Source organism: Nocardia sp. NPDC050793 (assembly GCF_040654065.1).
Taxonomy (GTDB): domain Bacteria; phylum Actinomycetota; class Actinomycetes; order Mycobacteriales; family Mycobacteriaceae; genus Nocardia.
Genome location: NZ_JBFAHG010000005.1, coordinates 109,241 through 124,427 on the forward strand (window position 1 = coordinate 109,241; position 15,187 = coordinate 124,427).

General features: G+C 68.2%; 14 protein-coding genes and 1 pseudogene. 9 read left to right on the forward strand and 6 right to left on the reverse strand.

Going from position 1 to position 15,187, the window contains the following annotated elements:
- Positions 1 to 141 precede the first annotated feature (141 nt).
- The 5 genes and pseudogenes from AB0H50_RS18550 to AB0H50_RS18570 form a co-directional block, all read right to left on the reverse strand.
- A complete protein-coding gene (locus AB0H50_RS18550) occupies positions 142 to 897 on the reverse strand; it encodes a PQQ-binding-like beta-propeller repeat protein (RefSeq protein ID WP_357455280.1) in 756 nt (251 codons plus the stop codon).
- A 187-nt stretch (positions 898 to 1,084) separates the two neighbouring features.
- A pseudogene (locus AB0H50_RS18555) lies at positions 1,085 to 1,333 on the reverse strand (PQQ-binding-like beta-propeller repeat protein); the annotation flags it as partial.
- A gap of 262 nt (positions 1,334 to 1,595) precedes the next feature.
- Complete coding sequence (locus tag AB0H50_RS18560; protein WP_357453774.1) at positions 1,596 to 2,696, reverse strand: branched-chain amino acid aminotransferase; 1,101 nt, start codon at positions 2,694 to 2,696, stop codon at positions 1,596 to 1,598.
- Positions 2,697 to 2,885: 189 nt separating this feature from the next.
- Positions 2,886 to 3,986, reverse strand: a complete 1,101-nt coding sequence (gene gcvT, locus AB0H50_RS18565; protein ID WP_357453777.1) for a glycine cleavage system aminomethyltransferase GcvT — start codon at positions 3,984 to 3,986, stop codon at positions 2,886 to 2,888.
- Positions 3,987 to 4,412: 426 nt separating this feature from the next.
- Entirely contained in the window at positions 4,413 to 5,024 is a 612-nt protein-coding gene (locus AB0H50_RS18570) for a GNAT family N-acetyltransferase (RefSeq protein ID WP_357453780.1), read from the reverse strand.
- A gap of 88 nt (positions 5,025 to 5,112) precedes the next feature.
- On the opposite strand from AB0H50_RS18570, the gene AB0H50_RS18575 reads away from it, so the two are divergent.
- From AB0H50_RS18575 to AB0H50_RS18600, 6 genes are all read left to right on the forward strand, one after another.
- Positions 5,113 to 5,907 carry a TetR family transcriptional regulator gene (locus tag AB0H50_RS18575; RefSeq protein ID WP_357453783.1) on the forward strand — a complete coding sequence of 265 codons (795 nt, stop codon included), beginning with the start codon at positions 5,113 to 5,115 and terminating at the stop codon, positions 5,905 to 5,907.
- A 9-nt stretch (positions 5,908 to 5,916) separates the two neighbouring features.
- Positions 5,917 to 7,428 (forward strand): leucyl aminopeptidase, encoded by a 1,512-nt coding sequence (locus AB0H50_RS18580; protein WP_357453786.1) that lies wholly within the window; start codon positions 5,917 to 5,919, stop codon positions 7,426 to 7,428.
- A gap of 146 nt (positions 7,429 to 7,574) precedes the next feature.
- Positions 7,575 to 7,994, forward strand: a complete 420-nt coding sequence (locus tag AB0H50_RS18585; protein WP_357453789.1) for a hypothetical protein — start codon at positions 7,575 to 7,577, stop codon at positions 7,992 to 7,994.
- Positions 7,995 to 8,347: 353 nt separating this feature from the next.
- Complete coding sequence (locus tag AB0H50_RS18590) at positions 8,348 to 8,944, forward strand: YbaB/EbfC family nucleoid-associated protein (RefSeq protein ID WP_357453792.1); 597 nt, start codon at positions 8,348 to 8,350, stop codon at positions 8,942 to 8,944.
- 3 nt (positions 8,945 to 8,947) lie between these two features.
- The gene (locus tag AB0H50_RS18595) at positions 8,948 to 9,286 is read left to right on the forward strand and encodes a type VII secretion target (RefSeq protein WP_357453795.1); all 339 of its coding nucleotides are present in this window, start codon (positions 8,948 to 8,950) and stop codon (positions 9,284 to 9,286) included.
- Positions 9,283 to 10,164 carry a hypothetical protein gene (locus tag AB0H50_RS18600; protein ID WP_357453798.1) on the forward strand — a complete coding sequence of 294 codons (882 nt, stop codon included), beginning with the start codon at positions 9,283 to 9,285 and terminating at the stop codon, positions 10,162 to 10,164. Before AB0H50_RS18595 ends, AB0H50_RS18600 begins: the two co-directional genes overlap by 4 nt.
- A 375-nt stretch (positions 10,165 to 10,539) precedes the next feature.
- On the opposite strand, the gene AB0H50_RS18605 is transcribed toward AB0H50_RS18600, so the two are convergent.
- Positions 10,540 to 10,902 (reverse strand): oxidoreductase, encoded by a 363-nt coding sequence (locus AB0H50_RS18605; RefSeq protein ID WP_357453801.1) that lies wholly within the window; start codon positions 10,900 to 10,902, stop codon positions 10,540 to 10,542.
- Positions 10,903 to 11,161: 259 nt separating this feature from the next.
- On the opposite strand from AB0H50_RS18605, the gene sucB reads away from it, so the two are divergent.
- The 3 genes from sucB (at position 11,162) to AB0H50_RS18620 (ending at position 14,745) form a co-directional block, all read left to right on the forward strand.
- A complete protein-coding gene (gene sucB, locus AB0H50_RS18610; RefSeq protein ID WP_357453804.1) occupies positions 11,162 to 12,913 on the forward strand; it encodes a 2-oxoglutarate dehydrogenase, E2 component, dihydrolipoamide succinyltransferase in 1,752 nt (583 codons plus the stop codon).
- 21 nt (positions 12,914 to 12,934) lie between these two features.
- Positions 12,935 to 13,843, forward strand: coding sequence for a TIGR01777 family oxidoreductase (locus AB0H50_RS18615; protein ID WP_357453807.1), 909 nt, complete (start codon positions 12,935 to 12,937; stop codon positions 13,841 to 13,843).
- A 377-nt stretch (positions 13,844 to 14,220) separates the two neighbouring features.
- On the forward strand, positions 14,221 to 14,745 hold the full coding sequence (locus tag AB0H50_RS18620) for an N-acetyltransferase family protein (RefSeq protein WP_357455283.1): 525 nt from the start codon (positions 14,221 to 14,223) through the stop codon (positions 14,743 to 14,745).
- Positions 14,746 to 15,187: the final 442 nt, after the last annotated feature.

Consider the following 15,187-nt stretch of genomic DNA (forward strand, 5'->3'; position numbering starts at 1 on the left):
CGGGCACACCGACCGGCCTCGTGCAGCGCCTCGGCGTCCGCGCTGACCGGTGTCTGCCCAGCGCGCTTCGACCGTCACCGTGGGCAAAGACGACCGAGGTCGTTACGGCGGAGCGAACGTGCGGAGCGGTGGGTTCCGATCTCAGCGATGGAACTCCAGCGCAGGCTGGCCGTCCCGCTCGGCGAAGACGGCCACCCAGTCCGCCCCCGCACCGCCCAGGAAGCCCCGGTACCGCTGGACCTCGCGGCCGGATTCGCGGTCGAAGACGACAGTCACGTGCCCTGGGCCGGGCTCTGACCTGAGGACACCGTCGATCACCACCCGGTCACCGGCGACTATCGTGCGCAGCTGTCTCATCGGGCTCGATTCGAATCCTGGATCCGGCACCGTCCACTTCAGCGCGCCGGTCGCGAAGTCGAACAACGACAGCGCCCCCTGATCGGCGAACTCGCCGAACAGCAGCGACCGGTCGTCGCCGTCCAGCGGGCTGCCCGTGCCCGAGCCGGTCCACACCGTCGTTCCGGTGGCGAGGTCGAACAGCTGCGGCGCACCGGAAGCGGTGACCGCCGCGATGCGGGTGCCCGCGCCGATGAACTGATCGTCTCCGAAGACCGGGCCGAGCATGTTCTGACACTCGCCGGCCTTGCGGCGGCCGCTGTATACGTTGCCGCGGTAGTGTTCGGCGCCGCTGCGCGCGTCGGTCGCGGTGATCGAGACGCGGCACTCGCCGCTGTCGGACGAGGCATGATGATCGGTGGCCACCAGGAGGTCGCCCGCGGCGAGGTTGTACCAGGCGTGGTGCTCGGCGCGGCCCGGGAGAACGGTCCCCGTCGACGCCTCCACGAGCGCCCACGGACGCTCCGCTGTGGAGGACGGGTTCTCCACAGCGATGGACACCAACGCCGGTTCCACGGGAGCGCGATGATGCCAGACGCCGACAGTGTCGTCGTCGGCTCGCCCCCCCAGCCGGCGTGAGCCAAGTCGGCGCTCCGGATCGGATGTCGTGGCGCATGGAGGTGCAGTCCTCGCGGCCGCGCGCGCAGTCGGCTGTGTAGATCGCTTTGTCGAAGACCACGGCGTCATCGGCGCTCGCCTGCCACAGCGTCCGGCCGTCGGCGGCCTCGATGACCTCCACCAGCGCCGGGTCCCCCAGGTTGCCCCCGTCCTCCAGGAAGACGACGACGTCGTCGCTCGCCGTGTAGAAGTATTTCGCGTCCTTCCGCTTCGGCTCCCTGCGCCACAGCTCACGGCCGGAGGATCGATCCACCGCGACCAGCGCGTCCTCGTCCGGAACCAGGACGGCGTTGCCCGCCATCGAGATCCACGAGATCATCGAATCCTGCAAGTCCAGACCGGCTTTCGACCACACCGGCGCGGGATTGGGGGGATGCCCGGTGGTCGTCGGCGCCGCTGCCGCAGACGTAGTGGTGCGAACTGCCTTGTCTGGCAACGAGGTTCCACCACCGCAGGCCGAAACACCTATGGTTGCCAACACGATTCCGGCCGCGATCGATCGCCGCACTATGTCCTCCCCCACTTTCCCGGCTGTCCGACAGCCGAGCCTACGGCCCGCCCCCTGCAAGGGCGAGCCGTTCTCACATACCGCGCATCCAGCCGTGCTTGTCTTCGAAAGTGCCGCGCTGGATTCCGGTCAGCGTGTCGCGCAGCGCCATGGTGACCGCGCCCGGTTCGCCGCCGCCGATGGTGAATTCGCCTTCGGCGGAGCGCACCCAGCCGACGGGGGTGATGACGGCGGCGGTACCGCAGGCGAAAACCTCGCTGATCTCACCGCTTTCGGCGCCCTTGCGCCACTCCTCCACCGAAACCTTGCGCTCCTCCACGACATAACCCGAGTCGGCGGCGAGGGTGAGCAGCGAATCGCGGGTGATGCCAGGCAGCAGCGAGCCCGACAGCTCGGGGGTCACCAGCCGCGCCTCGGAACCCGAGCCGAAGACGAAGAACAGGTTGTTGGTGCCCATCTCCTCGACGTAGCGGCGCTCGCAGGCGTCCAGCCACACCACCTGATCGCAGCCCTTTTCGGAGGCCTGCGCCTGGGCGAGCAGCGACGCGGCGTAGTTGCCCGCCACCTTGGCCTCGCCGGTGCCGCCGGGCGCGGCGCGCACGTACTCGGTGGACAGCCACACCCGCACCGGCTTCACACCGCGCGGGAAGTACGCGCCCGCGGGCGAACCCAGCAGCAGGTACTTGTAGGAGGCGGCGGGCTTCACGCCCAGGCCTGCTTCGGTGGCGAACATGAAGGGCCGCAGGTAGAGCGAGTCCTCACCGCCCGCGGCGGGCACCCAGCGCTCGTCCACTTCGAGCAGCTGACGCACCGACTCGACGAACAGCTCCTCCGGCAGCTCGGCCATCGCCATGCGGCGCGCCGACTTACGGAAGCGGGTCGCGTTCGCGTCGATACGGAAACAAGAGACGCTGCCGTCGCTCTGCCGGTACGCCTTGAGGCCCTCGAAGATGGCCTGGCCGTAGTGGAAGACCATGGTGGCCGGGTCCAACGGCAGCGGGCCGTACGGCTCGACTCGCGCGTTGCTCCACCCTTCGCCCGCGGTGTAGTCGATCGACACCATGTGATCGGTGAAGAACCGGCCGAACCCCGGCGCCGCCAGAATCTCCTGTACCCGCTGCGCCGGAGCGGGCGCAGGATGCGGAACATGGGCGAACTGTGCGGCAACGGTCATGCAGGTGATCCTATCGGTGCCGGATTTCCTTCCGTCCACCTGTCGGGAAACGACTCGGCTGCCGCCTTCCCGAATTCCCCTCGCGAGGTCGGCGCGCGGCGGGCGAAGACCCGGTTCGTCACCCGAGGGACGCGAGTACCGGCCGGCGGAGTTCCGCATGGCCGAGGCTGTCGCGTCCCGACCAGCGGCTCAGGCGGTGCGCGCCTGCACGAACGGCGGCTTGACGACCTCGCAGCGCAGACGGCGGCCGCGCACGTCCACCTCGACCTCGTTGCCCGGCTCGAGGTCGGCGTCGGTGTCGAGCAGTGCGAGCGCGATGCCGACCTTGAGCGTCGGCGAGAAGGTGCCCGAGGTGGTCTCGCCGACCGGTTCGCCGTCGCGCAGCACGGACTGGCCCTGACGCAGTACGCCGCGGTCGAGCGCCTTGAGCCCCAACAGGGTTCGCCGCGGTCCGTCCGACTTCTCCTTCTCCAGTGCGGCTTTGCCCCAGAATTCCGGCTTCTTCCAGCCGACCGCCCAACCGGCCCGCGCCTGCACCGGCGAGATCTCCGGCGACAGTTCGTGTCCGTGCAGCGGGTAACCCATCTCGGTGCGCAGGGTGTCGCGCGCGCCGAGACCGGCGGGCTGACCGCCCGCGGCCCGGACCTGCTCGGCGAGCGCGCGGAACACCGCCGCGGCGTCGGCCCAGCGCGGCAGCAGCTCGTAGCCGTGCTCACCGGTGTAGCCGGTGCGGCAGACCCGGACCGGACGCCCGTCCCATTCGGCGTCGGCGTAGGCCATGTACTCCATGTCGGAGGGCAAACCGAGCGCGGTGAGCACCTCGGTCGAGCGCGGGCCCTGCACCGCGAACACCGCGTACTCCCGGTGCTCGTCGGTGACCGTGATGCCCTCGGGGGCCGCCGCGCGCAGAGCCGCGACCACCGCCGCGGTGTTCGCCGCGTTCGGCACGAGGAAGATCTCGTCGTCACTGACGTAATAGGCGATCAGGTCGTCGATCACGCCGCCCTCGGGCGTGCAGCACAGCGTGTACTGCGCCTTGCCCGGACGGATCCGGCCGAGATCGTTGGTGAGCGCGGAATTCACGAACGCCGCCGCGCCCGGCCCGGCGACCGTCGCTTTGCCGAGATGACTCACGTCGAACAGACCGACGGCGGTGCGCACCGCCTGGTGCTCGCCGACCGTCCCCGCGTACGAGACCGGCATCTCCCACCCGCCGAACGGCGCGAACGTCGCGCCCAGCTCGACGTGGACATCGTGAATCGGGCCTTGCAGCAGGTTCTTCTCGGTCACCCGGCGAGCTTAACCGCTGGACCGGGCGGTCGGGCCGCGCGCCGGATGCCGTCGTTGCCCGACGTCCGGCGCACAGCCGCTCGTCCGGATCGATCTGTTCCGGTGCGTCAATCGCGGAATCACATCCGGACGAGGCGGGCCCGCCATCGGACAACACGGTCCGCGGCAGCGCCCGACGCACCGCCACGCGTCCCAACCGGTCCATCCGGCACGTCAGCCGCGGAACCACATTCGGATGAGGGCGGGACCGTCATCAGACAACATCCGCCGCGGCAGCCGCCCGCCGCACCGCCACCCGTCCGGACCGATCCGTCCGGCACATCGGCCGCGGAACCACATCCGGATGAGGGCGGGCCCACCATCGGACCACTTATGCCGCGGCGGCCCGCTGCACCGCCGCTCGTCCCAACCGGTCAGTCCGGCGCGTCAGCCGCGAAACCACATCGGGATCAGGGTGGGCCCGTCGTCGGGCAACGCGTGCGTGACGCCGGTGCGGACGAACCCGTTGCGGGCGTAGAGGCGGGAGGAGCGTTCGGTGCTCGCCTCGAGGAACGCGGTCTCGGACGCGTCGGAGAACGCCTTCAACCGGTCGGCGAGGATGGCGCCGCCCGCACCTCTGCCGCGGTGTTCCGGCACGGTGACGATCGCCTGGAGATAGCGGTGCGGGAACTCGCGCGGATGGTGTTCGGCGAGCAGCGCGGTAACGGCGACCAGCCTGGCCAGCGGACGCAAGCCAGGCGCGGCCTCGGCCATGGCGCGCATCTCGGCAGCCTCGGCGATGACTCGATCGGGCGAGGTCACCTGCTGCCAGAGCGAGACCGCCCAGATCTCGTCGTCGGTTCCAGCCAACCAGACCTCGTCGTCGCGGATCGCGCGTTCGACGAGGCGCGGCGCGTGTTCGGTGCGGAAGGCCTCCGCGACCTCGGGATGATCGGCGACCACCCAGGCCGTCACCGCCTCGTCGGCGGACCCCCTCGCGAAGGCGGCCGCGACCGCGTCGATCTCGTGCAATCCCGCCCGGCGAACTGTGGGCTGCATGGTGAACCTCCCGTTGTGAACGATGTCAACGTTCGCCAATTTATGGAGCCCAGTGCGGTACAGCCATCATTTCGTCACACTTGTTGGTGTGTCGAAATCACCGGCCTGCGCCACCTGCGGGCAGGCGCTGACCCAACCGAGCCGCGGCCGATCACGCCGCTACTGCTCGCGCTCGTGCCAGGCCCGCGCCTACCGCGCCCGCCGCGACCGGCGCGTGCCCGCCGCCCGTCCGCGTCCCGCCCGGCTCACCGCGGTCGGAATCGCCCGGACCGCGGTTGAGCTGACCGACCGCGAGGGCATCGACGGTCTCACCATGCGCCGTCTCGCCAGCGAGCTCGGCGTCGCGACGGCCGCCCTCTACCGCCACTTCCCCGACCGGGAGGCGCTGCTGACCGCGATGACCGAACTCGTCCTCGCCGAAAGCCCGCCGCCCCCGGTCACCCCGACCGACTGGCGTGCCACGCTCACCCATGAGGCCGAGCAGGAGTGGCTGCTCTACCAGCGCCATCCGTGGGTGTTGCCGGTGCTGGCACGTACCAAGCCGCCGATCGGTCCCGCCCTGTTCGACGTCCTCGAGCGCGCGTTCACCGCGCTGGACGCCAGCGGCCTCACCCGCGACGAGGTGATCACGGTCTATCTCGCCTACTCCGGCCTTGTTCAAGGCTTGGCGCTGCTGCGTTCCGACCGCGGGGAGCAGTTCGAGACACTGCCGGAGTCGCTGCACGCCGAATTCGCCGAACTGGTCGACACCCGGCCGACCATGCGCAAACTGTTCGCCGCCGGACCGCCCGGCCCCGAGCTGGACCTCGACGAGCTGGTCGCCGCCGGCGTCGAGCTGCTACTGGACGGCGTCGCCATGCGGCTGTCGAAGCAGAGCGAATAGCCTGTGCCAATGACCGCTGTTGCAGATCGCTCACTCGGACCGGAATTGGCGCGCACCGAAACCATCGGACCGGACACCGACGTGCTGGTGATCGGATTGACGTCTTCGGAGAACGGTCCGTCGATCGCGCCCGACGACCTGTTCGGCGATGTGCTCACCGCCGAGGTCCGTGCGGAGCTGCTCGACCAGCTGGGCGCGGTCGGCGCCAAGGGCAAGGCCGAGGAACTGACCCGGGTGCCCGCGCCCGCCGGACTGGACAACGTCACCAGCGTGCTCGCCGTCGGGCTCGGCGCCGCCGACAAGGTGGACGCGGAGCAGATCCGCCGCTCCGCCGGCGTCGCGGGCCGCTCGCTCAACGGCACCGAGCTGGTGGCGACCACGCTGTCCGGCCTCGATCTGGGCGCGGCGGCCGAAGGCTTCTACCTCGGCGCCTACTCGTTCACTCCGTTCCGGTCGGAGAAGTCCGCCCCCAAGCCGGACGAGCTGCCGGTCGCCCGGATCGAATTCCTCGTCCCCGAAGCGGAATTCGGTGAAGAGGCGCTGTTCCGCGCGCAGCTGGTCGCCGAGGCTGTCGCCACCGCACGCGATTTCGTCAACACCCCGCCCAGCCACCTGTTCCCCGCCGAATTCGCCGCGCGCGCCGAGGTTTTGGCCGAAGCCGCAGGCCTCGAGGTCGAGGTGCTCGACGAAAAGGCTTTGGAGGCGGGCGGTTACGGCGGCGTGCTCGGCGTCGGCAAGGGCTCCTCGCGCCCGCCGCGGCTGGTGCGGCTCACCTACTCCGGCGGCCCCAAGAAGATCGCGCTGGTCGGCAAGGGCATCACCTTCGACACCGGCGGCATCTCCATCAAGCCCGCGCAGAACATGGAGAACATGACCTCGGACATGGCGGGCGCCGCCGCGGTCATCGCCACCACCCTGCTCGCGGCCCGGCTGAGCCTGCCGGTCACGGTGAGCGCCACCGTCCCGATGGCCGAGAACATGCCCTCGGCCACCGCGCAGCGCCCCGGCGACGTGCTCACCCAATACGGCGGCACCACCGTCGAGGTGCTCAACACCGACGCCGAAGGTCGCCTGATCCTCGCCGACGCCATCGTCCGCGCCAGTGAGGACTCCCCCGACTACCTGATCGACGTCGCCACCCTCACCGGCGCCCAGATGGTCGCCCTCGGCACCCGCACCCCCGGTGTGATGGGCACCGACGACTTCCGCGACCGCGTCGCCCGCCTCTCCCGCGAAGTCGGCGAAAACGGCTGGGCCATGCCCCTTCCCGCCGAACTCCGCGCCGACCTCAATTCCAAGATCGCCGACCTCGCCAACGTCGCCCAGCACCGCTGGGGCGGAATGCTCTCGGCCGCACTGTTCCTGAAGGAGTTCGTGCCGGAAGGCGTGCAGTGGGCTCATCTCGACGTCGCGGGCCCCGCGTACAACACGGGTGGGCCGTTCGGGTACATCGGGAAGGGCGGCACCGGTGTTCCGGTGCGGACGTTGATCGCGGTGATCGAGGACATCGCGGCGGAGTGAGGTGGGGTGCGCCGTTCGGGTTCGATCGGGCGGCGCACTTCCAGTGGTTGGTTGCTTCCGCATGTGCAGCGCCCGGATGGTCGGCGGCGGCGATGGGATCGGCTGTCAGCACACTCGGCCGAGCCGGACTGTGTCATGATTGCCCGATGAGTTTGGGGGATGCCCTCGGGTTGTCGAAATCGCCTAATTTTCTGCCGAAATACCATGGGGAAGAAGGGGATACGCGGTATCCGTCGCCACGCAAGTTGCGGTCGCTGGGGGCCACGTTGATCGACTTCGTCCTGCAGTTCGGCTCGATCGTTGCGATGGGATTGCCACTGGTGATGGTGGAAATCCCGAGGCCGTACAGCTATTCGGTGTTGCTGATACCAGTGGTCGTCCTCGGCGGGAACAGGATTCTCTTGCCGAAGTGGGTGCACGCGAGTGTCGGGGAGTTGATCTTCGGGCTGGTGGAGATTCGTGGTAGCGACGGTGCGTGGCCCGGTTGGCGCGACCTGCGGCGGGGACATGGGAATGGGCGCGATGGATTGCCCAACCTCGTGAATGTCCGCCGCTGCGATGTCTGAGTGCTGACCAAGCCGATGCCTTGCTCACCCCGACCCAGCCCGCACCACCCTCGACCTGCTCGCATGCACTCGACTGCCGGATTGCGGTCTCTGGGCGCAACCACCGGCCGAACACGCTGAAAGGCGAACGTCCTTGCCCTGCGCCCTGCTCAGCCGACTCTGATATGCACTCGGCAATCAAAGCAGCCTGAAACAACGAATTCTCGACTGCAGCACATATCGACACAGAACGGTCTCATCAGAATTGACAGGTTCCAACACTCGACGTAGGGTGCCGAAAGCGATTTGTGCTCAATGCCTTTCGTGGGCAGATCGGTCGAGCTGGAACGTTTGACTATAGGGGGAAGGTATCGATGGCCGCCGACATGGATTTGGGCCGCGCAATAGAGGGGTTCGCGCAGATGGCCGCAGATATGGAACGAAAGGCTCAGCGGTTTGCCGAGTTACAGGGGCGAATGACAGCCCTGACGGCTACCGAAACGGGAGCCGGTGGACGAGTCAGCGTCACCGTGGATAGCAGCGGGGTCCCGACAGCGATCGATCTGACACCGACTGTGCGGGACATGGATTCGCGTGCACTTGCCGCGGAGATCTTGTCGTGTATGCGGCGGGCGCAGGGAAAGCTCCGGCCAGGCATTGCCGAGCTGGTGCAGGATGTCGTCGGCGATGATCCTGCAGGTGCCGCACTCGTCGACGGGTTCAACCGGCGCTTCCCAGAACCGGAGACGAGTGCGCCGACAGCGCAAAATTTCACTCCGTCGCAGGCTGACCATTTTCCGCCGTCGGCAGCCAATCCACCTTCTGCTCAGCAGTATTCGACGCCACCCGCGTATGTGTCCGCGGCGCCCCCGGAGCCGCGGACACGCAAACCCGACCGCAATCAGATCGTCATCCCGGATGAACCGGACGAGGATGATGAGTACTTCCGGCGGAAATCTTGGCTGGTGTAATCGATGACGACCAATCCGGACGCCGTCTCGGTCGATCCCCAAGAAGTACGAACGCACGCGGACAAACTCGAGGTGCTCATGGGCAGCGTGGACGAATGCCTTGAAGCCGCAACCTATCTCGCGTCGGCAGACGATGGGTACGGCAACATGCTTCGATCACTGATGACATGGATCTTCGAGGACAACCATCGAACGACGATCGAGGTGATCCGCAAGGCCGGCGAGAGTACCGCCCAACTACCTGAGAACCTGAAGACGGTGGCAACAACCTTCGAAGACGCGGACGGATCGTTCGCCAGGAAACTGCAAGAACTGCAGGCGACGATCGGGGAATCCAAATGAGCTTCGACGACGCCGCGCCGCCCGCGAACGATCTCATCGACAAGGGTTCCGATTACCGCAATGCCTACTACCAGGAGGACGTCTCCTGGTTGTCCAATGTCGGGCTCGAGGGAGACGAAAAGACCGGCGGCCTAGGCGTACTCAAAGGCACCGTCGCAGGCGACACGTGGGATATCTACGGACACCTGAGAAACGAAAGCTACGGTGAGGCCCTCTTTGGTGTAGCCGCTGTCGGGGCGGCCGCTGTCGAGGCGATCAAAGATCCCTTCGGTTTCGCGGGAACTCAGGTCGCCAAATGGATGCTGGAGCACATCGAGCCGCTCAAACAGAGTTACGAGGAGCTGTCCGGCAACCCGACGATCGTGGAGGCGTATTCGAAATCATGGAAGTCGATTTCGGACGAACTCTCCAAGATGAGCAATAGCTGGCTGGAAAGTATCGACAAGGACATCAACACTTGGACCGGCAGTGCGGGCGACGCGTACCGCAGCCGTGCCAAAGACATCATCACCGCGATCGAAACCGCCGCAGCCGCAGCCGCTTCACTCAGCAAGCAAATGGAGCTGGCCTCGAAAATCATTGCCATCGTTCGAGATCTGGTGCGCGACATCATCGCGAGCCTGCTTGGTGCGGCCATCGGATACACGGTCGAACTGGCGGTTACCGCAGGCGCCGCAGCCGGGCACGTCATCTCCGCGTTTCTGGCGAAGTTCTCGAAAAGCTGCCTGGATACGATGAATTACCTAAAAAAGCTCTATGACGTGCTGACCACGTTCGGAACGTATCGCGAACCCATTTTCAAGGCGCTCCAAACCGCCATGAGCATGCTCAATTCCGATAACAAAGAGGGCGACAAGCAGCCCGCGGCGGCAACATAGGCGGGTCAGCCTGCTCATGGTGACCGGTGTCGCGCACCTGGATCCGGTCACCTTGGTCCCCCTGCGGGAACCGTTGCCGGAACCACTCGGACGGCCGATGACGAGATTTGCACCACGCAACGACGCCGGTCGCACCTCGAGGTCGGTCGTGTGAATGACCCGACTCAGGGGCGTTGCAGGCGACTGCTCTCGCGCGCGGCAATCTGTTGCAGCCTGGTTTGCCAGCCTGGGAATCATGGAACACGGCCGACTGCCGGGTGTTCACCGAGTGCAGTGTGGCCACGGTGGCGACAGGCGCAGCCAGGCCGGGCCTGGCCCACGGTGCGATATGCAGACAGTGATGGCCGTGGCGCATGGTTTGCCGTAGGTATTGCCCTACAAATCCCGCAACTCGTCCTCGAACGCCCGCTGACGCTCGATCCTCTTCCTGGCGTCGTAATCCCGCATCCGCTGCGGATACCCCGTCTTGCGGACCTCGTACACCGGAATGCTCAGATCGTCGGCCAGCCGCCGAGCCCCGCGCTCGCCGACGATCCGCCGCGTCCACTCACCGTCCGCGGCGACCAACACCACGGTGACATCCGTCATAGTGGTCTTCGGCTCCAGGTAGCCTTCGACGCCGATGTGGGTGCGCACCCAGTCGGCGAGGTAGCGGGCATCCTCGTTGCGCGAGGTCGCCGCACGTGCGGCGGGCCCTCCCCGGTTCAGGGCGCCACGGAAACGATCGAGCAAACCCATTGACGCCGACCTCCTTCGTACACCGGATAAATGCTCACACCCGGTCCTCCCATACTGCCAGCTTCCCGGTAGAGACCTGCCCTGTGCTACACGCCACGCGGACGAGTGCAAGGATGGACCGCGGTACAAGAACCGCACAGATCTCCGGTGCCACTCAGAATGATGGTGGCTTCCGGGTTTTCACCGCGACCAGCGGTGGGCGACCCGCCAGAGATCAACTGTTGTAGAACCCGTCGAGCAGTCAGAGGAGTCAACGGACATGGCCTTCTCCGTCCAGATGCCGGCTCTTGGTGAGAGCGTCACCGAGGGAACGGTGACCAGGTGGCTGAAGCAGGAAGGAGACACGGTCGAGGTCGACGAGCCGCTGCTCGAGGTCTCCACCGACAAGGTCGACACCGAGATCCCGTCCCCGGCGGCGGGTGTGCTGTCGAAGATCGTCGCCCAGGAAGACGATGTGGTCGAGGTCGGCGGCGAGCTCGGCGTGATCAGCGATGCCGGTGAGGCGCCCGCCGCCGCACCCGCGCCCGCACCGGAGGCAGCGGCTCCCGCGCCCGCCGCGGAAGAGCCCGCCCCGGCTCCCGAACCGGAACCCGCTCCCGCCGCGCAGGCACCGGCCGCGCAGCCCGCCGCCGCGCAGGCAGGCGCCGCCGAAGGCACCTCGGTGAAGATGCCCGAGCTGGGCGAGTCGGTCACCGAGGGCACCGTCACCCGCTGGCTGAAGTCGGTCGGCGACCAGGTCGAGGTCGACGAGCCGCTGCTCGAGGTCTCCACCGACAAGGTCGACACCGAGATCCCCTCGCCCGTCGCGGGCACCCTGCTGGAGATCACCGCGCAGGAAGACGACGTGGTCTCCGTAGGCGGTCAGCTCGGCGTGATCGGCAGCGGCGCCCCCGCGGCCGCGGCCCCCGCGCCCGCCCCGGCTCCGGCTCCCGCCCCCGCACCGGCCCCTGCTCCGGCGCCCGCGCCCAAGCCCGCTCCGGCCCCCGCGGCCGCCGCTCCGGCCCCCGCGCCCGCCCCGGCCCCTAAGCCGGCTCCGGCCAAGGCTCCCGCCCCGGCCGCCGACGGCAACGGCGCGACCCCGTACGTCACCCCGCTGGTGCGCAAGCTCGCCGAGGAGAACAACGTCGACCTGGCCACCGTGCAGGGTTCCGGCGTCGGCGGCCGCATCCGCAAGCAGGACGTGCTCGCCGCGGTCGAGGCCAAGAAGGCGCCCGCCCCCGCGGCCGCTCCGGCTCCTGCTGCCGCCGCGCCCGCCAAGGCTCCGGCCGCCGCTTCGCAGCTGGCGCACCTGCGCGGAACCACGCAGAAGGCCAACCGGATCCGGCAGATCACCGCCACCAAGACCCGCGAATCGCTGCAGACCACCGCGCAGCTGACCCAGGTCCACGAGGCCGACGTCACCAAGATCGCGGCGCTGCGTGCGCAGGCCAAGCGCGCGTTCAAGGACCGCGAGGGCGTCAACCTGACGTTCCTGCCGTTCTTCGCGAAGGCGGTCGTCGAGGCGCTCGGCGTGCACCCGAACGTCAACGCCTCCTACGACGAGAGCACCAAGGAGATCACCTACCACGCCTCGGTGCACCTCGGCATCGCCGTCGACACCGAGCAGGGCTTGCTCTCCCCGGTCATCCACAACGCCAGCGACCTGTCGCTCGCCGGTCTGGCCCGCGCCATCGCCGACATCGCCAACCGGGCCCGCAACGGCGGCCTGAAGCCGGACGAGCTGGCGGGCGGCACCTTCACCATCACCAACATCGGCAGCCAGGGCGCGCTGTTCGACACCCCGATCCTGGTCCCGCCGCAGGCGGGCATGCTCGGCACCGGCGCGATCGTCAAGCGCCCGGTGGTGGTGACCGACGAGACCGGCAACGAGTCGATCGGCGTGCGCTCCATGTGCTACCTGCCGCTCACCTACGATCACCGCCTCATCGACGGCGCGGACGCCGGTCGCTTCCTGACCACGATCCGCCACCGCCTCGAAGAGGCCGCGTTCGAGGCCGATCTGGGTCTGTAGCCCGGGAAGGTTCGTCCCGCAATGAAGGTCGTGATCGCCGGTTCGTCCGGGCTGATCGGGACGGCGCTCGTCGCGGCCCTGCGCCGCGACGGGCACGAGGTGGCCCGGCTGGTGCGCCGTCCCGCGGCCGCACCGGACGAGTTCGTCTGGAATCCCGCCCGCGCCGAGCTCGACGAGCGGGCGTTGCGCGGGGCCGACGCGGTGGTCAACCTGTGCGGGGCGAGCCTCGGCAGGCGTCGCTGGAACGGCAGCTTCAAACAGGAGCTGCGCGACAGCCGCATCACCCCGACCGACGTCCTAGCCAACAAGGTGGCCGCCGCGGGCGTGCCGGTGCTGGTCAACGCCAGCGGCGTGCACTACTACGGCGGCGCGACCGGCGACCGCGTCGTGGACGAATCCTCCCCCGCCGGTTCGGGTTTCCTCGCCACGCTGTGCCGTGACTGGGAAGCCGCGACCGGTCCCGCCTGCGCCGCGGGCGTGCGCACCGTGCTGTTGCGCAGTGCTGTCGTCCTGTCCAAGCACGGCGGGATGCTCGGCATGCTGCACCCGCTGTACTCCCTCGGGCTCGGCGGTCGGCTCGGCACGGGCCGCCAGTACACGCCGTGGATCTCGCTGGACGACGAGATCGGCGCGATCGTCTTCGCGCTCACCAACGACACCGTGTCCGGGCCGATCAACGCGGTCGGCCCGGCACCGGTCACCAACGCCGAATTCAACCGCGCGCTGGGTCGCGCACTGAATCGCCCCACTCCGCTGGTGATGCCCGCGTTCGCCCTGCGCGCGCTCGTCGGCGAGTTCGCCGACGAGGCCATCCTGCGCGGGCCGAGGGCCATCCCGACGGCGCTCGAAGAGGCGGGTTATCCGTTCCGTCATCCCACGATCGGCTCCGCCCTGGCCGCGACCATCGGTCGCGACGCCGACGACAGGTGAGCCATTCCGCAGCTCCACGTGACGTTCCAGATCTCTACATCACGTCCCCGGCGCCGTGAGCAAAGCCCATCCGTTGACGCCGACCGTGGGCAGGGCGCCCAACCATTGCAGCGCCCCGACCATCAGCAGCCCACGAACAACAACCACCGCTAACCGGCCCGAATAGATGGCACCCCTGAAAGCGCTGCACCGCCGCAGCCACCATCGGCCCCGTCGCGCGGCCCACAGGTGACCGATCCCGCATTGCCGCGTCTCCCGCGACGCGCGATGATCGAATTTCGAACACCGACCGAAGGCCGCGTCGGCAAACACCCCGCATAACGCGCAGAGCCCTGCCGACCTCCCTCGCCGACCCACGGAGAACATCGTTGACCGCCATGGACACCCGCCACGCCACCGTCATCCGCGACGCGCGCGAAGGTGACCTGACCGCGATCCTCGACATCCACAACGCCAACATCGCCACCTCCACCGCCATCTGGGACATCGACGAGGTCGGCATCGATGAGCGCCAGACCTGGTTCCGCACCCGCACCGCCGCGGGCATGCCCGTCCTCGTCGCCGAGGTGGACGGCGAGGTCGCCGGGTACGCCAGCTACGGCCAGTGGCGGCCGAAGGTGGGATACCGCTTCTCCGTCGAGAACTCCGTCTACATCGCCGACCGCTTCCAGCGCCGCGGCCTGGCCAGCGCCCTGCTCACCGAATTGATCGACCGCGCCGCGCAATCCGGCAGCGTGCACGCCATGATCGCCGCCATCGAATCGAGCAACACCGGTTCGATCGCGCTGCACGAGCGGTTCGGATTCGTGGTGGTCGGCCAATTGCCGGAGGTGGGCCACAAATTCGGCCGCTGGATGGATCTGACGTTGATGCAGCTGACGCTGCCGGTCGAGGTGGACTGACGCCGCCGTTCCGGCGGCTCGGGGCAAGCCCGATCGCAGAAGTGCGCAAGTCATCTGCTCGGCGTAACTCGCGACATGCTTACCGGTTGGAGCGCAGCCGCTCCGACAAGCCACCTCCTGTGGCCGGAGGTTCTGGGAGCACGGCCGAGCCACCTCCTGTAACCGGAAGTTCTGGGAGCACGGCCGAGCCACCCGTTCCTCGAATCGCCCGGCAGCCCCGCAGCGCTAAGAGCGTCCCGCGACGCCCTGGAGATCCCGTCCCCCACCATTTCTCTACCGACCGTAGTACCACCCGCAACGACCGCACCGGACCCTGCTGAACCACGCAACACCTCGGCTCCCGTCAGTTGTTGCATCGATCCCTTGAACCCGCCCCGCGTTGGAACCACCCATTTCTCTCCGACGGATGAGCCCGAACCTCGGCGGCCGACGGACGCACGGG